Below are 17,482 nucleotides of genomic sequence, written 5' to 3' on the forward strand. Positions count from 1 at the left end.
AGGGAACCGTCAATTCAACAAAGACTCTTAGCGTTCGAGATGAAGATATTCTCTGGCTGCGCCTTCATCCGTGGCTTGTCCCTTGCCATTAGCTCTGGGCATCTCAATGCGAACCCGGGTGCCCTCTCCTTCACTACTGAAAATCGATAACTCACCACCCTGAGCTGAGCAGATCGACTTCACGATGGACAGTCCGAGGCCCGCGCCACCCGAGTGTCGCGATCTGGCCTTGTCTGCTCGATAAAACCGTTCACAAATGTGCGGCAACGCGCTGCTGGGGATCCCAATTCCGGTGTCGCGCACTTCCAGCACCGCCTTGGATCCCTGGTTCTCGACGAGGAGCTCCACCGAGCCGTTTGAGGGCGTGTACTTGATTGCGTTGTCAAGAAGATTGACGACAACCTGCTTTAGCAGCGATGGATTGCCGACCACCATGACTCCGGAGGAAACCAGGTACTCCAGGCGAAGCGATTTTTCGTCGGCAAGCAGCCGCATCTGCTCTGCCGTGGAAGTTGCGAGCTCACCCAAATTCACAAGTGCAACTTCCTTAGTGGCCTCGCCTGCCTCGAGTCTGGAAATCTCGAGCAACTGGTTCACGATCTTGCTCAGGCGCGCAATTTCTTCGAGAGCGCTGCCAACAATCTCCAAGGCTGCCGGCGACAACTGCTCATATTGTGTGAGTGACTCAAGCTCTCCTCGAAGGATGGCGAGCGGCGTACGCAACTCGTGCGATACATCCGCAGAGAAGCGGCTAATGTGCTGGAAGGAATCTTCGAGCCGCGACATCATGCGATTCAGCGACGTGCTGAGCCGTTCGATTTCATCTCCAGTTCGAACCGCGGGCAGCCTTTCGCCAAAATTGCGCGAGGTTATGGTTTCAGCCGTGCGCGTGATCTCGTCCAGCGGACGCAAAGCGCGCTTCATAATGACAATGCCGCCGAGGATGGCGGCCGCGATAATGAGCGGCATCCCCAGAGCCAGCGTGAGGATCAGTCCGTGGAGGACTGAATGAATGTCGCGGGAAGACGCTCCAATCTCGATTAGAAAGGAATTGCCCTCTGGTGTCACAAAGGGAACAGCCTCAATCAGCACCGGCCGGCTCCCGGCTCCGGATTCGACAAGGGAAAAAGGCCGAGAGCCCCAGTCCCGCAGGATCGGAATCTTTGAGGGGAGGAAATTCTGATTGATCGGAGCAGGAGATTGGTACAGCAAGCTCCCGTCGTGACGCGTGATGCGAATAAACCGTCCACTGATTTCAGGCGCCATTTCGTTCACTTCGTCGGTCACGAACGACTCGCCTTTGCGATTCACGTCAACCAGTAACTTCTCGCCGATCGATTGCCCTTCACTGCGGAGCGAGCTTCGCAAGTTCGAATCGAGATAGCGCGCGAGACCGAGGTAGACCGCAGCGCCGAAGATCACAAGGCAGATCGCGAGCACGCCGGCATACAGCGCAGCCATTCGTAAGCGGAGGGAATTGAAGTTCATGCTTCCGCTCCTTCGCGAATGGTGTACCCGACTCCGCGTACGGTGCGCAGGAGCTTCGAGTCGTGGCCAGTGTCCACCTTGTTACGCAGGTGCCGGATGTAGACATCGACAATATTGGTAATTCCGTCGAAGCTCTGATCCCAGACATGCTCGATAATCATGTTGCGCGAGAGAACGCGTCCCGCGTTGCTCATGAGGTACTCAAGGAGCGCGTATTCTTTGGCGGTGAGATCGATACGCTGTCCGGCGCGCTTCACTTGCTGCGAGAGCCGGTCCAACTCGAGATCGCTGACTCGGATTGTGCTTGCGCGATTCACCGGACCTCGTCTCATCAGCGCTTTAATGCGAACCGACAGCTCGGCAAACGCAAACGGTTTCGTGAGGTAGTCATCCGCGCCGGTCTCCATATTCGCGACTTTGTCCTGGACGGTATCGCGAGCAGACAGAATCAGCACTGGCACGGAGGAGTTCTCCTTCCGGATTCGACGCAGCACTTCGCTTCCGTCCATGCCGGGCAACATGAGGTCGAGCAGGATAAGGTCGTACTGGTACGTCTGCGCGAGTTCCAGTCCGTTTCGACCATCCTTGGCAACATCGACTGCATACCTTTCCGCTACTAAGCCTCGCTTGATGAAGCTTGCTAACTTCACTTCATCCTCAATCAACAGAATTCGCATTTGCGGCTCCCTATTACGCGCGGCTGCAATGAACCGGGCATGAACTCATAATGAAAGTTCGTTCATACAGTCTTCATCTGCGCTCGCGAAGAACATTCTCTCGCGATTCCAGCGGTAGTTCCTGAACGAATTTTCATTGTGACTTAAGGACGAGCTCATGCCTCCCTACTAGCCTTCAAGAGGCCATTTAGTGAGGAAATATGAAAAGAGCCTTATTCGCGTTGGTATTTCTGTGGGCAGCGTGTGCGGCAGCAAGTGATAGTGTGCCGCTGAGGCTGGTAAACAGCGTCGATTTGCCCAGGTACTCCGGCGACTTCGATCATTTCGCCGCCGACATCAGTGGGAATCGTTTGTTCCTGGCGGCCGAAGATCACGGTACTCTCGAGGTCTTTGATCTGAAGAGCACAAAGTGGCTCAGGACGATTCGGGGATTCGAGGTGCCCCACAGCATCCTCTATCTTCCTGCCTCACAAAGGCTGTTTGTGACCGACGGCGGAGAGGGTATGTCGAAAGTCTTGAATGGCCAAGATCTGCAGATCCTTCAGAAGGTACCGCTGGTCCCGGGTGCGGATTCGCTGGCATACGATCCGGAAAAGCACCAGGCATACGTCGTTACTGGAGGCAAAGACGTAAAGATGAAGGAGTCAGTGCTCTCGGTGATCGACACTACCGACTTCAGCAAGAAGGCAGACCTCAAGTTTGACTCCGCGCATGTGGAGGGAATGGCTCTCGAGGCGCGGGGAAAACGCATGTTCGTGAACGTCACGGACCACAATGAGATTGATGTCGTGGATCGCGACAGCATGAAGATCGTCGGTCGCTGGCCGCTTCAGGACGTAGGCGAAAATTCCCCGATGATCCTTGACGAACCCAATCACCGCCTCTTTATTGTCTGCCGCAAGCCCGCCAAGCTGGTTGTCATCGATTCCGAGACGGGAAAGCAGGTTGGTGCCTGGACCACGGCGGGACATTCTGATGGAATGGCCTACGATTCAGTTCACAAACGCATCTATGTACCTGGAGCTGAGGGGTATATCGCTGTGTACCAGCAGAGGGATGCTGACCACTACGAGCTAACCGCCAAGGTACCGACAGCGCCCGGAGCGAAAACATGCCTCTTAGTTCCGGAACTGAACCGGTTGTTTGTGGCTGTGTCTCCGGGCGAAGGGAAGTATGGCGCCCGCGTCCTTGCATTCGAGACTCTGCCATAATCTTTGGCTTGGAATTGGAGGAAGACCAACTGTGAGGATGAATTCGATTTCGAGACGGTGGGCAAGCTCGTTGGTCGGCGCGGTCGTAGTCGTTTGCAGCGCCGCTGCGCAGCAATCGAGCAACACGCCCGTTGTGGATGTGCAAACAGCGCAACCCCAGCCGACGCAGGCGCAACCGACCGCCTCCGACTCGCAGGCCCCAGTTGTTATCACGCTGCAGGATGCATTGCAGCGCGCCCGCAATCTGGACACGACGTATCGAATGGCTTTGACCGCCGCGGGAGTGGCGCGTGAAGACCACGTTCAGGCACGCGCTGCATTACTGCCGAGCGTCGCGGAGAACACGCAGTACCTTTACACCCAAGGCACCGGCACTGCGATACCGCGTTATATAGCCAATAACGCAGTCCACGAATACATCAGCCAGGGCAACCTCCATGAGGTAATTAGCGGCTCCCAGTTCGCGGACTACAATCGAACGGCCGCTGCGGCGGCGGTAGCTCGCGCAAACGCCGAAGTTGCTGCACGAGGCTTAGTGGCGACTGTAGTGAAGACCTACTATGCCGAGGTTGTGAGCCGGCGTAAATATGCCAACGCGCAGCTTGCCGCCGATGAGGCGCGGCATTTTTTTGAACTGACCCAGAAGTTGGAACAAGGCGGTGAAGTGGCTCATTCCGACGTGATCAAAGCTCAGTTGACGGCGAACGATACCCAAAGAGCCCTGCAGGATGCGCAACTCGCGATGGACCGCAGTCACATCGAGCTTGCCGTGCTGGTGTTCCTTAACTTCAATCAGAACTTCTCGACGGTCGACGATCTGCGGCTTCCACTGCCGCTTCCTCCAATGCAGGAAGTGGAGCAGCAGGCGAAGACCAACAACCCGCAACTGTATGCGGCGATGCAGGCGGTTCGTGCGGCGGGCTTCGAGGTGCTCGCGTCGAAGGCCGCCTACCTGCCCAACCTTACGCTCGATTACTGGTACGGCATCGACGCCAGTCGGTTCGCTACCTACACTCCCACACCCGACGGACGCATTCACAATCTTGGCTATTCCGCGAGCGCTACCCTCAACGTCCCGATTTGGAACTGGGGAGCCACGCATAGCAAGGTCAAACAGAGCGAGTTGCGGCGCGACCAGGCGCAGGTTGAGCTATCGGCGGCTCAGCGCAAACTCATCGGCGATTTGAAGACGCTCTACGCGGAGGCGGAATCGGCAAGGATGCAACTGGATTTGCTCCAGCAATCGGCTGATTTGGCCGCGCAGAGTGTTCGCCTGACGAATCTGCGTTATCAGGGTGGAGAGGCCACAGCTCTTGAAGTGGTGGACGCGCAAAATTCGCTGGTTACAGCTCGTAACAATTATGATGACGGCGAAGCCCGATACCGGCTGGCCATCGCTAATCTGCAGACTCTGACCGGGGTCTTCTAATTCAATGGCAACTCGACGGCTTGTGCATTCAATTCGAGGGTTGGTTGTCTTAAGTCTGCTGCCGCTCGCCGCCTGCTCAAAGCAGCAGGCTGAGCCGCCGCCGATCGTGTTGGTGCAGGCTGCGCCGGTGAAGCAGGGAAGCATTTCGCAAACCGTGACGGCCGATGCGGTCTTATACCCGATCAATCAGGCGACCATTACTCCCAAGATCGTCGCCCCGGTGCTGAAGACCTATGTAACCCGTGGATCGAAGGTTCGTCAGGGCCAGTTGCTGGTGACGCTCGAGAACAAAGATCTGACGGCGGCAGAAGAGGAGAATCGGGGGAACTTCGAGACGGTGCAGGCACAAACCGCAATCGCGACGAAAAACTCTGTACCTGAGGAGTTGCAGAAGGCCGAGTCAGACACGCGAGCCGCAAAAGAAAACCTCGACGCCCAGCAAAAGCTCTTTGATAGCCGTCAAAATCTGTTCAATCAAGGCGCAATTCCACGCAAGGATCTCGATGCGGCGGCAGTTTCTCGGGTGCAGGCTCGCGCTCAGTATGAACAGGCGCAGAAGCATCTCGACGGATTGAAAGCCGGCGGAAATCAACAGGCGCTCAAGTCTGCTGGCGGGCAACTCGTCGCCGCTGAGGGGAAATACAAGGGGGCGCAAGCTCAACTTCAATATTCCCAAATCCGCAGTCCCATCGATGGTGTGGTCACGGACGGACCACTGTATCCGGGAATGCTGCCAACGGCGGGCGCGCCTCTCATCACCGTGATGAACCTGTCGCAGATGATCGCGAAGGCTCATATTCCGCAGAACCAGGCGTCGTTGCTGAAGAAGGGCGATGATGCGACCGTCAAGATGGCGGGCCTTGAAGACGAAATCAAAGGCAAAGTCATTCTGGTTAGTCCCGCCCTCGATCCTGGTAGCACAACCGTCGAAGTGTGGGTTCAGGCTGTCAATCCCAAGGGCGCTTTGAAAGCTGGGTCGTCGGCATCACTGTCTATGGTCGCGCATACCGTTCCCGATGCGCTCATTGTCCCGGCTGAAGCGTTGGTTACCGAGGAAGGCAAGAAGTCGGTGATGGTCATCGGCGGCGACGGTGTTGCCAACAAAAGGGAAGTCGAGATCGGGGTACAAACCGCTGACTCCGTGCAGATCGTGAGCGGAGTGAAGCCGGGAGAGCAAGTAGTGAGCACGGGCGCGTACGGCTTGCCAGACAAGACCAAAGTAAGAGTTGAGGCGCCCGCCGCTCCTGGCAAGGAAGGCGGAGACGAGGGAAAAGATAAAGGCGAGGGCGGGAGCGAGCCGTAAGGATGGCGACGAAGATCACGCCAATCGACGAAGTGCAGCGCGCTCCTGCTCCGTTGCTTGACTATTGGTTCTCGCGTTTTTCGAAGCCGCTTATCTTTCTAATCATCGCGTTGGCGATCATGGGAGCGTATCTCGCGTTCACCATCCCCGTCGCCGTTTTCCCGGAAGTGAACTTTCCCCGCATCATTATCGGCATCGACAACGGCGTGATGCCCATCGATCAGATGATGGTCACGATCACACGCCCCGTCGAGGATGCGGTGAACAGCGTTCCCGGATTGCAGCGGGTAGACTCCATAACCAGTCGTGGCTCTGCCGAAATCGATCTGTTCTTCAACTGGAACGTTGACATGGTGCAGACGTTACAGTTGGTGAACTCTGCGGTGGCGCAGGTGCAAACCTCGCTGCCGAATACGGCGAAGTTCGATACTCACCGTCTCACCTTCGCCAGTTTTCCCATTCTGGGCTACAGCCTGACCTCCGATACCGTTCCGCAAACACAGCTCTGGGAGTTAGCGACTTACGAGCTTAAGCCGCAGATTAATCGGCTTGATGGTGTGGCAACGGTTGTTGTCCAGGGGGGACAGGAGCCGGAATACTTAATCACACCTGATCCTTCCAAGCTCTTGAGCGCCTCAGTTACGGTGCCGGACATTACGAACGCTGTCGCGAAGACCAACCTTGTCGATTCGCCCGGCCTGATCGAGGACAATCACCAGCTCGTGTTGGGGCTGATCAACGGCCAGGTTCGTAGCCCCGAGGAGCTCGGCCAAATCGTTGTGAAGACCAACCCGGCCGGGATTCCGATTCACATTGGCGATGTCGCTAAAGTCACCCACGGCACAAAGCCCAAGTACACGGTGGTGACGGCGAACGGCAAGCCAGCGGTGCTCCTCTCCATCAACCGTCAGCCCGACAGCAATACCGTGGTAGTAGCGGACGAAGTAAACGCCAAGGTGGCGGAGCTCAAGAAGACGTTGCCGCCGGGCATCAAGCTCACTCCCTACTACGATCAATCAGGACTGGTGCGGGATTCCATCAGCAGCGTGCGCGACGCGATCCTGATCGGCCTCGTGCTGGCGTCGATTGTCATCATCATTTTTCTGCGAGACTGGGGCAGCTCAGCCGTCGCCGGGATGGTAATTCCGATCACGATCGTAATTACCTTCATCGTCCTGAAGGCCATTGGAGAGAGCTTCAACCTGATGACCCTCGGTGGTCTTGCTGCCGCCGTCGGTTTGGTCATCGACGATGCCATTGTTGTCATCGAGAACATCGTCCTGCATCGCGACCTCGGCCAGGGAAGAGCTCAGGCAATCTACAGCGCGTTAAAAGAAGTTACGGCACCGCTGATTGGATCGACTGTTACTCCGATCGTCGTGTTTCTTCCGCTGATCGCCATCCACGGCGTATACGGCACATTCTTCCGAGCTCTGGCAGTCACGATGGGAGTGTCGCTCTTCACTTCGCTGGCGCTGGCGCTCACATGGACGCCGAACCTGAGCCAATACTTTGTAAAACGGAAATCTGAGCACAAAACCGACGAAGCGGCGGCTGCGGAGTGGACCGATCGTGAGCGCCTCGAACACATGATTGAGGCCGAAGAGGCCTCATATGGCAAACGCTTTCATGCCGTGGTTAATTTCTACGAGCGTTGGTTACGCCGCGCGCTGGAGCGTCCCTTGTTGCTCGCTGGCCTAAGCGTAGTCCTGATCGTTGTTGCGTACTTCTGCTTTAGAACTCTTGGATCGGACCTGCTGCCGGCGATGGACGAAGGCGGTTTTATCGTCGACTACATCATGCCGCCGGGAAGCTCGCTCGCCGAGACTAATCGCGTCGTGAACCACGTGGAGCAGATCATCCGCGCCGACAAGGATGTGCAAAGCACCTCGCGGCGTACCGGCTTGCAACTTGGATTGGCGGCGGTGACGGAAGCGAATACCGGCGACATCTCGGTGAAGCTGAAGGCGAAGCACGAACGCTCTTCTGACGAGGTGATTGCGGATCTTCGCGTCAAGATTAAACAGGAGGAGCCGCAACTGGATACGGAGTTCCCGCAGCTCCTGCAGGACATGATCGGAGATCTCACCAGCGCGCCGGAGCCGGTGGTGATCAAGTTATTTAACAACGACGCCGCTCTGTTGGCGAAGACCGGGCCGCAGGTTGCCGATGCAATCTCCAAAATCAAAGGCGTCGTCGACGTTAAGGACGGTGTTGAGAACACGACCAGCGGCCCGGCACTGAATTACCAGATCAATCCTGCGGTCACGGCCCGCGCCGGCTTTACGCCGGACGAAGTCGCTGTCGATGCTGCTGCCATTCTCGAAGGCGAGCCCGCCACGACCCCCGTGGTTGTGAACAATCGCGCCTACACTGTGCGGGTCCGGTTCCCGGACGCTAATCGAACGAATATCGAAGCGATGAAGAATACGCTGCTCGCAAGCTCCGCCGGTCGCACCGCAACGCTCGGTTCATTGGCAACGGTCACGCAAATTCCCGGGCAGACGGAAATTCGCCGTGAGAACTTGCAACGCGATTTGGAAGTTACCGCTCGATTTGAGGGAATCGATCTGGGAACCGGTATTAGTAAAGTGCAAGCCGAAATCGCCAAGCTGCACCTTCCATCGTCGATTCGCATAGAGTACGGCGGGCTCTACGCTGAGCAGCAGCAGACCTTCCACGACTTCGTCTTTGTTTTCGCGATGGCATTCGCCTTCGTTTTTGCTGTTTTGCTGTTCGAGTTTCGCAGCTTCTCCGCTCCAACCGCCATCCTCGCTTCCGCGCTGCTCTCAACCGCCGGAGTCTTCCTTGCGCTGTTGATCACCGGCACGACATTTAGCGTTTCCGCGTTCATGGGACTGATCATGGTGATCGGTATCGTAGCCAAGAACGGAATCCTGCTGCTCGATGCCGAGCACGAATTTCGCCGCGCCGGGTTTGCCCCCGAAGATGCCATGATGCGCGCAGGCCGGCGACGCTTGCGTCCAATCGCAATGACTGCTATCGCTGCTATTGCGGGCATGCTGCCCCTCGCCTTCGCTCTCGGCGCCGGATCAGAAATGCTTCAGCCGCTCGCTATCGCTGTAATCGGCGGCATCCTTATCTCAATGGTGCTCTCACTCCTGGTTACGCCCGCCGTATATTTCTATCTGAATCGTCGCAGCGGTTAACGCATATTAATTTCACATTTAGCTTAGATACTTTTAGTCCAAGCTATACTCGCCCGACATGGCGCGTTAGGCAAGGACTCGGGTCTGAGCAACCACTCATGGAGTGCTGAGTCCTTGCTTTCTTTAAACGCCTGAAGATGGGATGAACACCAAATGAGACCTTCGGCAGTCGCACTGGAAACAGCGCCTACAGCGAGTACGTCTCAACGGCAAACGCTACTAAGCCGGATAAGCAAATACTGTGTCTACGTTTTTGAGAAGGCTGTTCCAGATCCCTTTGTATTTGCCGTGATTCTCACCTTTTTGTCTGCTGCGATGGCTTACGCGTTGACTGCAACACGTTCGCCACTCGTGATCGCCGTTGGTTGGTACAACGGCGTATTCAACATTCTGACATTCGGATTTCAAATGGTGTTGATGCTTGTAACAGGATCGGCTTTGGCGAATTCGCCCGCCGTGCATCGCATGTTGTTGAAGATCGCTTCAGTCGCGAAGACGCCTCGCGACGCAGTCTCACTTACGATTTTAATTGGAATGGTAGCTTCCTGGACGAACTGGGGATTCGGCCTGATTATTTCTGCCCTTTTGGCTCGCGAGCTTGCCAAGAGAGTGCGGATGGACTTCGGCTGGCTCGTGGCTGCCGCCTACACGGGCTTTGTTGTTTCAACGGAGGGATTATCAGGATCAATAGCACTGTCCCAGGCCACCCCTGGATCGATTCTCAACATCGCCGAGAAGACGGTTGGACACGGCTTGCCGCTCCGAGAGACCGTATTTGCGGCCTTCAATCTCATACCTATAGCTGCATTATTAATACTACTTCCTGTCATTTTTCGTTTCACGGAACCTGCCGAGGAGAACTCAGTCATCGCCGATCCAGACCGCCTTCGTCTTGAAGACGAGCCAAAGCGTCCCGCCGAGTCTGGCCGCAGTTTGGGGCGGTGGCTCGACCATGCTTGGATACTCAATGTATTGCTCATTGCGGGCGGAGTATTTGGCTTGATTGGACACTGGAAACAGGTTGGTTTCTCAATTGACCTTAACTCAGTGATCTTGATTTTCCTACTGCTTGGTTTGCTATTCCACTGGAGGCCCCTGCAGTACGTGGAGGCTATCAAGAAAGCCGCTCGAGTTACTGGACCACTAATTCTGCAATATCCACTATACGGCGGCATCATGGGTATCATGACTGCGACGGGTCTTGCAGTTGTTATTTCGAAGGCATTTATTAGCTTCTCCACGGCCAGGACATTGCCATTTTGGACTTACCTCTCTTCTATCTTCATCACTTGGTTCATTCCAAGCGGAGGGGGGCACTGGGCGGTTCAAGGTCCCTTTGTTTTGCCAGCGGCGCGTGACCTGCACGCATCTTTGGCAGGCACAACAATGGCTGTAGCTATGGGGGAATCTGTTGGAAACATGCTGCAGCCCTTCTTCGCGCTTCCCATTCTTGCAATTGCCGGCATTGGAATGCGCCGCATGATGGGTTATATGGTTGTCACTTTTGTCGTTGCGTTCATGATTTTTGGGGCATCGCTCTTGCTGCTTGTTCCACGATAGGCACGAGTCGGCGTTGGTTTTACAGTTGTGACAAATGGAGCGTGGTCAATGAAAAGATTAATCGTTCGTGTGAGCTGCCTGTTAATGATGCTTTTGTCGATCCAAGCATTCTCCCAAGAACCGCTCAAACTCGTTCAGACCATTCCGATGCCAAATGTTCAAGGTCGCATCGATCACATGGGCTTTGATGTTAAAGGTCATCGGCTTTTCGTCGCGGCATTGATCAACAACACGCTGGAAGTCGTCGATGTCTCTCAAGGAAAGAAGCTTGAGAGTATCTCAGGATTCAGCAAGCCACAGGGGGTGTATTACGTACCCCGACTTAAGAAGGTTTTTGTTGCGAATGGAAATGATGGAACCTGCAAGGTGTTGGCTGGAAATCCGTTTGGAATTGTTGCTTCTGTCCCTTTGTCGTTAGGCGCCGATCAGATGGACTTTGACCGCAACGCTAGCCGATTGTACGTGGGACATGGTGGAAAAGACGCCGGTAAGGACTACGGTGAGATCGCCTTGATTGACCCTGCGTCTGACAAGCAGGTGGGGACCATCAAGACCGCTGTTCACCCGGGAGGTTTCGCTATTGAAAACGGCCGCGGGAGAATGTTCGTTACTCTTCCAGAAAACAATGAAACTATCGTCATTGACCGCAAGACTCAGCAAGTGACTGGGTCTTGGCCCCTCCCATCGGACACACAGCAACCCGTCGCTTTGGCCTTAGATGAGGCTAACCATCGGCTTTTGGTCGGTACACGCAAGCCGCCACGAGTTGTGGTGTATGACACCGACAACGGCAAGATCGTAGCCGAGATGGAAACTGTTGGAGTGCTCGATGGACTCTACTTAAACCCCAAGCACAAGCAAATCTACGCGTCCGGAGGCGAGGGATTTCTGGTTGTTTATCAGCAAAAAGATCCGGATCACTACGAGCAGACCGCGCGGATAGCTACCTCGTACCTCGCCCGCACGTCTCTTTTCGTGCCAGAGCTTGATCGGCTGTATGTGGCGCTGCCGAAGAATGACCAAAGCGATGCGGAGATACGTGTTTATCAGCCTCAATGATCGGCTTTGAATAGTAAGTGGTTTTCCGCCCGATAGTGGGCGACGCACGTGACTTTCGTAGATTGCCGTAAGAACAACGAAAACTCCTCACACTATCATCAATGTGGAACGATCTGTTCAGCTATGAACCCATGCGGCTCGTCGCGGATGTGCTCAACTTTTATGTCGTTCAGCGTTTTCCAGGCTGGATCCAAGAGCGAGCGGATTTTCGACTTGTTCGGCACGCGGAGATCGAATGACGCTGCATCCGAGTATTCGGATAAGATGAGGTAGCTCCAATCGGTACCCTCGTACTTGTTAAGATACAGACCGTAGCCAGCGAGTACTTTTTCGTGCAAGAACGCGTCCAACTGTGGGACGACATAGCCTTGTATGAAGTCTTTCCCGGCCTGCAATGGAACTTTGAACTTGTAATATGAAACATCATATATAGCCTTCGCAGCATCTGTAGGTTCCATTCCTCCTGCCGCCAACGTTTCGCCCACATTGAGATTTTCGGGGGAGGCAAGGGCCAGGATCCGCGGCGGAAGTCCAGCGGGCATCGTCCTCTCAATCTCTTTCCATTTTTCCGTATCAGCATAGCGATCAAAATCTATTCGGATCAACATGTCCCACGGGACCGAATTTATATGGACATAAGACGAGAAGAGGATTATGTAGTCCTTGAACACGCCTCGCGACTTCCATTGTTCGAACTGCACGACTCCGGCCGCATCCATGTACTTTCGCAGTTCTGGGCGATTCTCAGGAAGGCAACGATAGCTGTAGAACAGGGAAAACTGGGGGTAGCGGCTGGCTCCTTGGGCTTTCTCCTGGGCTGAAATAGGCGGGGTCAGAGTCAGAAGAGCTAGAGCGAGCAGCAGGAGTAAGGCTCCGTGTTGCTTACTGCTGAGGACGAACTCTGATGATTCGTGATTCCATGGCCATTTTGCAAACACAAGTCTCTCCTTTGAGATGGCTCCTGTTCCAGCGCACAACTCGACTGCAGGTAACGATCGCATTCAGAAGCGTTCCATCTAGTGGGCTTCGTCCGCAATGCATCATATCGAGTGAAATCTCTCCCGCCAGATGAATTCGACATTAAATCTCCTACATACTGACTTCCGAAAGGCACGTTCAGACTAAACTTTCCTGCGCAATGTCCATCGAGGAAGGATCCTGACATGAAGCCAGCGATGTTGAGTCTATTTGCAACTTGTATTTTGTTCGCCTCTGCTTCCGTTCAAGAAGCGAGGGGTACGCCTCAGACTAAATATTCTGTTTCAGAGCAGGATGCAACCGTAGTTGCTCCCGGGAACTACAAAGTAGAGTTAGAAAATGATTTGGTTCGCGTCGTCCGGGTCACGTATGCGCCGCATGAAAAGTCGCAGATGCATGAACACTATGGGAACGCTGTGGTTATTGTGGTTCTCCAAGGCGGCGGCAGGATGCGCCAAGCAAACGCCGATGGCACGATAGTTGAGGGCAAGCCGGAAAAAGCTGGAGCAGTGCGGTTTGTGCCTGCCCGCGCTTCTTTCAAGCACGCAAGTGAGAACGTCACTGACTATCCGCTTGAAACAATTCGAGTCGAATTAAAAATGTCTCCCTGTGCCGGTAAGTCCCAACCTTAAAACGAGTGGATTTCCCATGCGCCACTTCAGTGATAACTGCATAGTCAAATCCTTCATCACGCATCTTTAAGCTGGTAAATAAAAGTTAATGCTGGTTTCAGCTTGAATTGCCTCAATGGCCGCATATAATCCCCGCCGCAGCCTCGCTGTGACTGCATTACGTTCCACTACCACGCGCGAATGCGTTCGGCTTTCCCGGGGAGGAATATCCGCATGAGCACAAGGAACTCTTGAATTTTTGGTGGGGACTGGTAGTTGGAATTGCTGTTGGCTAGAACCGCAGAATACTCGTCAGGAGGATATTCAAAGTGCTAGTGCGAGCTCGTTGCTTTGCAGTGCTGGCTCTATCATGTCTAGTAATGTCATTGGCCCATGCGCAAGAAGCGGCTGACACGGAGGAACGGAACTCCGGTCCTCGGAATCTGGTCATCACTTATCGCTGTGCCCCGCCAAAGCGACCTTTGCTGCGGAGTTACATGCTGAAGCAAGGGGTCCAACGGTTCGAAAAATGGAAGCAAGATGGTGTCCTTGCCGATTATCGGATCCTGTTCAATCGCTATAACGACGCTGAAACATATGACATGATGGCGATTTTAAATTTCGGCAAATATTCAGACGTCGAAAAATGGGCTGCGATCGAGACCGAGTCGCCTGGCGGGCTGACTGAGGACGCGCTGGCGTTCGTCACACCCCTGAACACCTACTCAATGGACGTGATCTGGCACGGATCAGCTCCATCAGTTCCACCTCGGGGCCACACAGTGTTTTTCCTCATTCCGTATGATTACTACCCGCACACAATCGAGGAATACATCAAGTACGCGAACGGATATGTCATTCCGCAAATCAAGGGCTGGGTTTCAGAGGGGATCATCGCGAATTACGGGATCTATGTAAGTCGCTATCCGACCTCTCGACCGTGGAAGGTCCTTTTTGTATTGGAATATAAAGATGCGGAATCTTTTGGCGCCCGCGAGCGCACGATGGCGAAAGTGCGTGCAGGTCTGAAGTCAAACCCCGATTGGAAGGCCCTCAGCGACAGCAAATTGAATATGCGCGTGGAGAAGGAGACCGTCGTCGCAGACGAACTTCTTCCGTCTAAATAGAAAGAACACTTGTTCGGTTCACAGTCTCGAACCAAACGCCATGTCCATGCAGGCAGCCGTGGTGGGTAATTGTGCTTGAGGGTGGCTAGAACGCCGGGTTCTTGCAGCCACCTTGATCGGACGTCTATTGCGGGGGCGCGCGCAGTCGTGTAACGGGAAGTCTCCACTCTCTGAGTGTCCCATTCTGGAAAGTCTCGACGAGAGGATTCTTGAATCGCACTTGGAAACAGAGGCTGGCCTGATGCCACAGATCACGCACATGGCCGATCGTCGAGCTTGTTAGTCCTTGAACAGCAGTCCATCAACGAAGATGAATCAAGATGAATAGTCGGTTCATCGAGCTTGTAAAACAGGACATCGCAAAGTGGCACGAGGCAGCCAAAGCAATCGATGAATTATTGCCGCATGTGCCCGTAGCCGACCGCCCGATGTGGGAAGCCCGAGCGGAGCAGTACGTGAGAAATGCCGAATCAATGCGCACCCTACTGGATGAGAATGGCTAAGAAAACGAACGCAGTTGCTTCGCAGTGAAAATGCCCACCCGCATGCCCGGTCGGGCTTGTTGGGCAGTGGCATTTTGCAAAATCTGAAAGCTCCACTGCGAGTTCCCGCCGGTGAAAATTCGGGTCCTCATAGTGGATGACTACGAGCCGTGGCGCCGTTATCTGTCGACCGCGCTTGCTACCCAGCCAGGATTGGAAATTGTGGGCGAAGCGGCGGATGGACTAGCAGCAGTTCAAAAAGCGGAAGAATTGCAACCGCACTTGATTTTGCTGGACTTGGTACTACCGGAGCTGAATGGAATTGAGGCCGCCCGCAGAATCAGACAGCTTTCCCAGAATTCCAAAATCCTCTTTGTAAGCATGGAACGAAATCCTGAGGTTGTACTGGGAGCCTTGGCTACGGGCGCGCCCGGTTATCTTGTTAAGTCTGATGCCGGAGGCCAACTCTTCCTCGCAATCAAGACCGTTCTGGAAGACAAGCGATTTGTCAGTAACAGCGTGAATTTGTGAAAGAGCGGATCCAACCTTGAATAGGGGGCCCCGTCCTTCTCTTGATCCGGTGTTTTGTTTAGACATGTCCCATTTACGGAACTGTGTGAATCGTGGAAAGCGAATCTCCATCCTTTTCGTAATCCCACGCTGTGCTGTCCCCTTTTGGTCACATTCGTAACCGTGAGTCTTCGTTTAGACTTTTACTCCCATGAAACCCATCAAATCTGCGGCTCGCGTGCCGTTCCCAAATGTACGATCTCGCGACTGACATTTCTGAATTGCGTAATTTTCTCAAAATCGCCCAGTTCAGGAGCCTGTCGGAGATAGATTTTTGCGAACGAAGAATCAACAACAATAATCGAATCTCTGTAAGTTATTGATTCCTGGCTCAGGAATCGTTGTCTCCGACAGGCTCTCAGGCTGTCCCCTTTTGGTCAGCCTTATCAGTGACAACAATTGCGGCAGTTGCGGGCATAGCTGCGGCATTGTCGAGAGCTGCATGGGCGGGAGTTGCCAGAAGATTCCTGGGCTGCAGAACGCCGTTAACAGTGGCAAAGGCAGTGCCAACTCCGATTCAACGCGCGCCAACCTGATTCCGCCTGCAGCGACCAGCAGGTGCTACCCGACTCTCACTTCTCCAATAACCCTGGTTGCTGCCGAGAGCAATGATATTCGTAATGAGTCGAACAGCACCGGGCACCGCAAGCGATATCTGGCGATAGAGTGTGTAGGCGTTGTATGCATAGAGTCCCGTTCCATACCTCGCGATCATTAGACCACCTGCTTGCGGTTTGTGATCTCGATCTTCGTTAAGGAGAATTGGGACGTATCTTGCGTCCCACTTGGCCAGAAAGCGCAGAGAACGTCGGCCTCCCCAGCCGCTAAAATCCTCCGGTCCGATCTTGTTCGGGTATTTCAATACAGAATGATCTGGCTGAAGGAATTCGACAGGAGAATCTTCCTCCGTTTCCGCGTCAGCACCAGATAGCAAATACGGGTACGGTCCGTAATTGTCGTCAAACTCTCCCGTGTTGTATTGGACGATGAGGACGCCGCCATTCTTCACGTATTCCAGCAAGCGCCAGTTGTAGGCTTTGAGGTCCTCGCGCGCCAGATAGGCGCGCACCCCCAGTACGATCGTTCCATAACGGGAGAGATCGCCTTGCGCAAGCGCCGTGCTGTCCACCAGGTCTACGTCGACGCCGAGCAGGCGCAAGGAATCAGGAACTTCATCCCCGGTTCCCATCACGTAGCCGACTCGCACCTTTGGGATCACCACCTGGACTGGACGCAGCGTCAATTTCGCCGGCGCCTCCAGGTACACCGTGTCCAATCCGGTTTCGGTAACCGGTAGGAAGCTGTTGCGGTAGCTCTTGCCCCTCGATTCGGCTATTGCTGCAAGATGGTATTCACCCTCGCTCAACTTAGGGGGAACCACCAGCTCGAAGACGATGTCTGCTTCCTGGTCCTGCTTCTGCAAGGCATAGGCCGCCGACAGCGGTTCCGCGCGCCAGCCCGCAGGCATCTCCAGATGAATGCTTCCTTCATTGGGACCATTCACATAATTGCGAACCGAGCAGATCACTTTCTGGCGCAAACGGCCCTGAGGGAGCGCAATCGCCTCCGGTCGGAAACGCACCGAAACCGGAGGGGCGACCGCGACTGCATGCCGAAATTGCACGCCGGTGTTGCCGATTGAACTGGTTTCCACGTCGGTGCGCATCGAAGCCTCAACGCCCTCGATCGCGTAAGTGAGCTCAGCCTGGAGCGGATCCGGAGTGATCGGTTCACCTAGCAGTTCTGGGCGAGTGATGCGGTAGAAGCCATCGTTCGGCGAATCGCGAATCCAGAATGCGCTCGTCAAACTGGCATTT

14 protein-coding genes are annotated in these 17,482 nt (G+C 54.6%); 10 read left to right on the plus strand and 4 right to left on the minus strand.

Annotation, left to right across the window (positions count from 1 at the left end; genetic code table 11):
• Positions 1 to 27: 27 nt before the first annotated feature.
• Together VNX88_22945 and VNX88_22950 are read right to left on the minus strand one after the other, a co-directional pair.
• Complete coding sequence (locus tag VNX88_22945) at positions 28 to 1,488, minus strand: ATP-binding protein (GenBank protein ID HWY71543.1); 1,461 nt, start codon at positions 1,486 to 1,488, stop codon at positions 28 to 30.
• On the minus strand, positions 1,485 to 2,165 hold the full coding sequence (locus VNX88_22950) for a response regulator transcription factor (GenBank protein HWY71544.1): 681 nt from the start codon (positions 2,163 to 2,165) through the stop codon (positions 1,485 to 1,487). Before VNX88_22950 ends, VNX88_22945 begins: the two co-directional genes overlap by 4 nt.
• Positions 2,166 to 2,365: 200 nt before the next feature.
• On the opposite strand from VNX88_22950, the gene VNX88_22955 reads away from it, so the two are divergent.
• The 6 genes from VNX88_22955 (at position 2,366) to VNX88_22980 (ending at position 11,897) form a co-directional block, all read left to right on the plus strand.
• Positions 2,366 to 3,376, plus strand: a complete 1,011-nt coding sequence (locus VNX88_22955; protein HWY71545.1) for a YncE family protein — start codon at positions 2,366 to 2,368, stop codon at positions 3,374 to 3,376.
• A 37-nt stretch (positions 3,377 to 3,413) separates the two neighbouring features.
• On the plus strand, positions 3,414 to 4,805 hold the full coding sequence (locus VNX88_22960) for a TolC family protein (GenBank protein ID HWY71546.1): 1,392 nt from the start codon (positions 3,414 to 3,416) through the stop codon (positions 4,803 to 4,805).
• Between the two features lie 4 nt (positions 4,806 to 4,809).
• Entirely contained in the window at positions 4,810 to 6,108 is a 1,299-nt protein-coding gene (locus VNX88_22965) for an efflux RND transporter periplasmic adaptor subunit (GenBank protein HWY71547.1), read from the plus strand.
• Between the two features lie 2 nt (positions 6,109 to 6,110).
• The gene (locus VNX88_22970) at positions 6,111 to 9,278 is read left to right on the plus strand and encodes an efflux RND transporter permease subunit (protein HWY71548.1); all 3,168 of its coding nucleotides are present in this window, start codon (positions 6,111 to 6,113) and stop codon (positions 9,276 to 9,278) included.
• A gap of 153 nt (positions 9,279 to 9,431) precedes the next feature.
• Positions 9,432 to 10,838, plus strand: coding sequence for a TIGR00366 family protein (locus tag VNX88_22975; GenBank protein ID HWY71549.1), 1,407 nt, complete (start codon positions 9,432 to 9,434; stop codon positions 10,836 to 10,838).
• Between the two features lie 48 nt (positions 10,839 to 10,886).
• Entirely contained in the window at positions 10,887 to 11,897 is a 1,011-nt protein-coding gene (locus VNX88_22980; protein ID HWY71550.1) for a YncE family protein, read from the plus strand.
• A 98-nt stretch (positions 11,898 to 11,995) separates the two neighbouring features.
• Here VNX88_22980 and VNX88_22985 read toward each other — a convergent pair whose 3' ends face one another.
• Positions 11,996 to 12,835 (minus strand): hypothetical protein, encoded by an 840-nt coding sequence (locus tag VNX88_22985; protein HWY71551.1) that lies wholly within the window; start codon positions 12,833 to 12,835, stop codon positions 11,996 to 11,998.
• Between the two features lie 225 nt (positions 12,836 to 13,060).
• Between VNX88_22985 and VNX88_22990 the strand changes: the two genes are divergently transcribed.
• The 4 genes from VNX88_22990 (at position 13,061) to VNX88_23005 (ending at position 15,626) form a co-directional block, all read left to right on the plus strand.
• Positions 13,061 to 13,507 carry a hypothetical protein gene (locus VNX88_22990; protein ID HWY71552.1) on the plus strand — a complete coding sequence of 149 codons (447 nt, stop codon included), beginning with the start codon at positions 13,061 to 13,063 and terminating at the stop codon, positions 13,505 to 13,507.
• Between the two features lie 476 nt (positions 13,508 to 13,983).
• Entirely contained in the window at positions 13,984 to 14,613 is a 630-nt protein-coding gene (locus VNX88_22995; protein HWY71553.1) for a hypothetical protein, read from the plus strand.
• 320 nt (positions 14,614 to 14,933) lie between these two features.
• Positions 14,934 to 15,116, plus strand: a complete 183-nt coding sequence (locus VNX88_23000; GenBank protein ID HWY71554.1) for a hypothetical protein — start codon at positions 14,934 to 14,936, stop codon at positions 15,114 to 15,116.
• Positions 15,117 to 15,227: 111 nt separating this feature from the next.
• A complete protein-coding gene (locus VNX88_23005) occupies positions 15,228 to 15,626 on the plus strand; it encodes a response regulator transcription factor (protein HWY71555.1) in 399 nt (132 codons plus the stop codon).
• Between the two features lie 556 nt (positions 15,627 to 16,182).
• On the opposite strand, the gene VNX88_23010 is transcribed toward VNX88_23005, so the two are convergent.
• Positions 16,183 to 17,482: hypothetical protein (locus VNX88_23010; protein HWY71556.1), on the minus strand; the 1,300-nt coding region annotated here is incomplete at its 5' end.

The sequence above is a fragment of the Terriglobales bacterium genome (genome assembly GCA_035567895.1).
Taxonomy (GTDB): Bacteria; Acidobacteriota; Terriglobia; order Terriglobales; family Acidobacteriaceae; genus Gp1-AA112.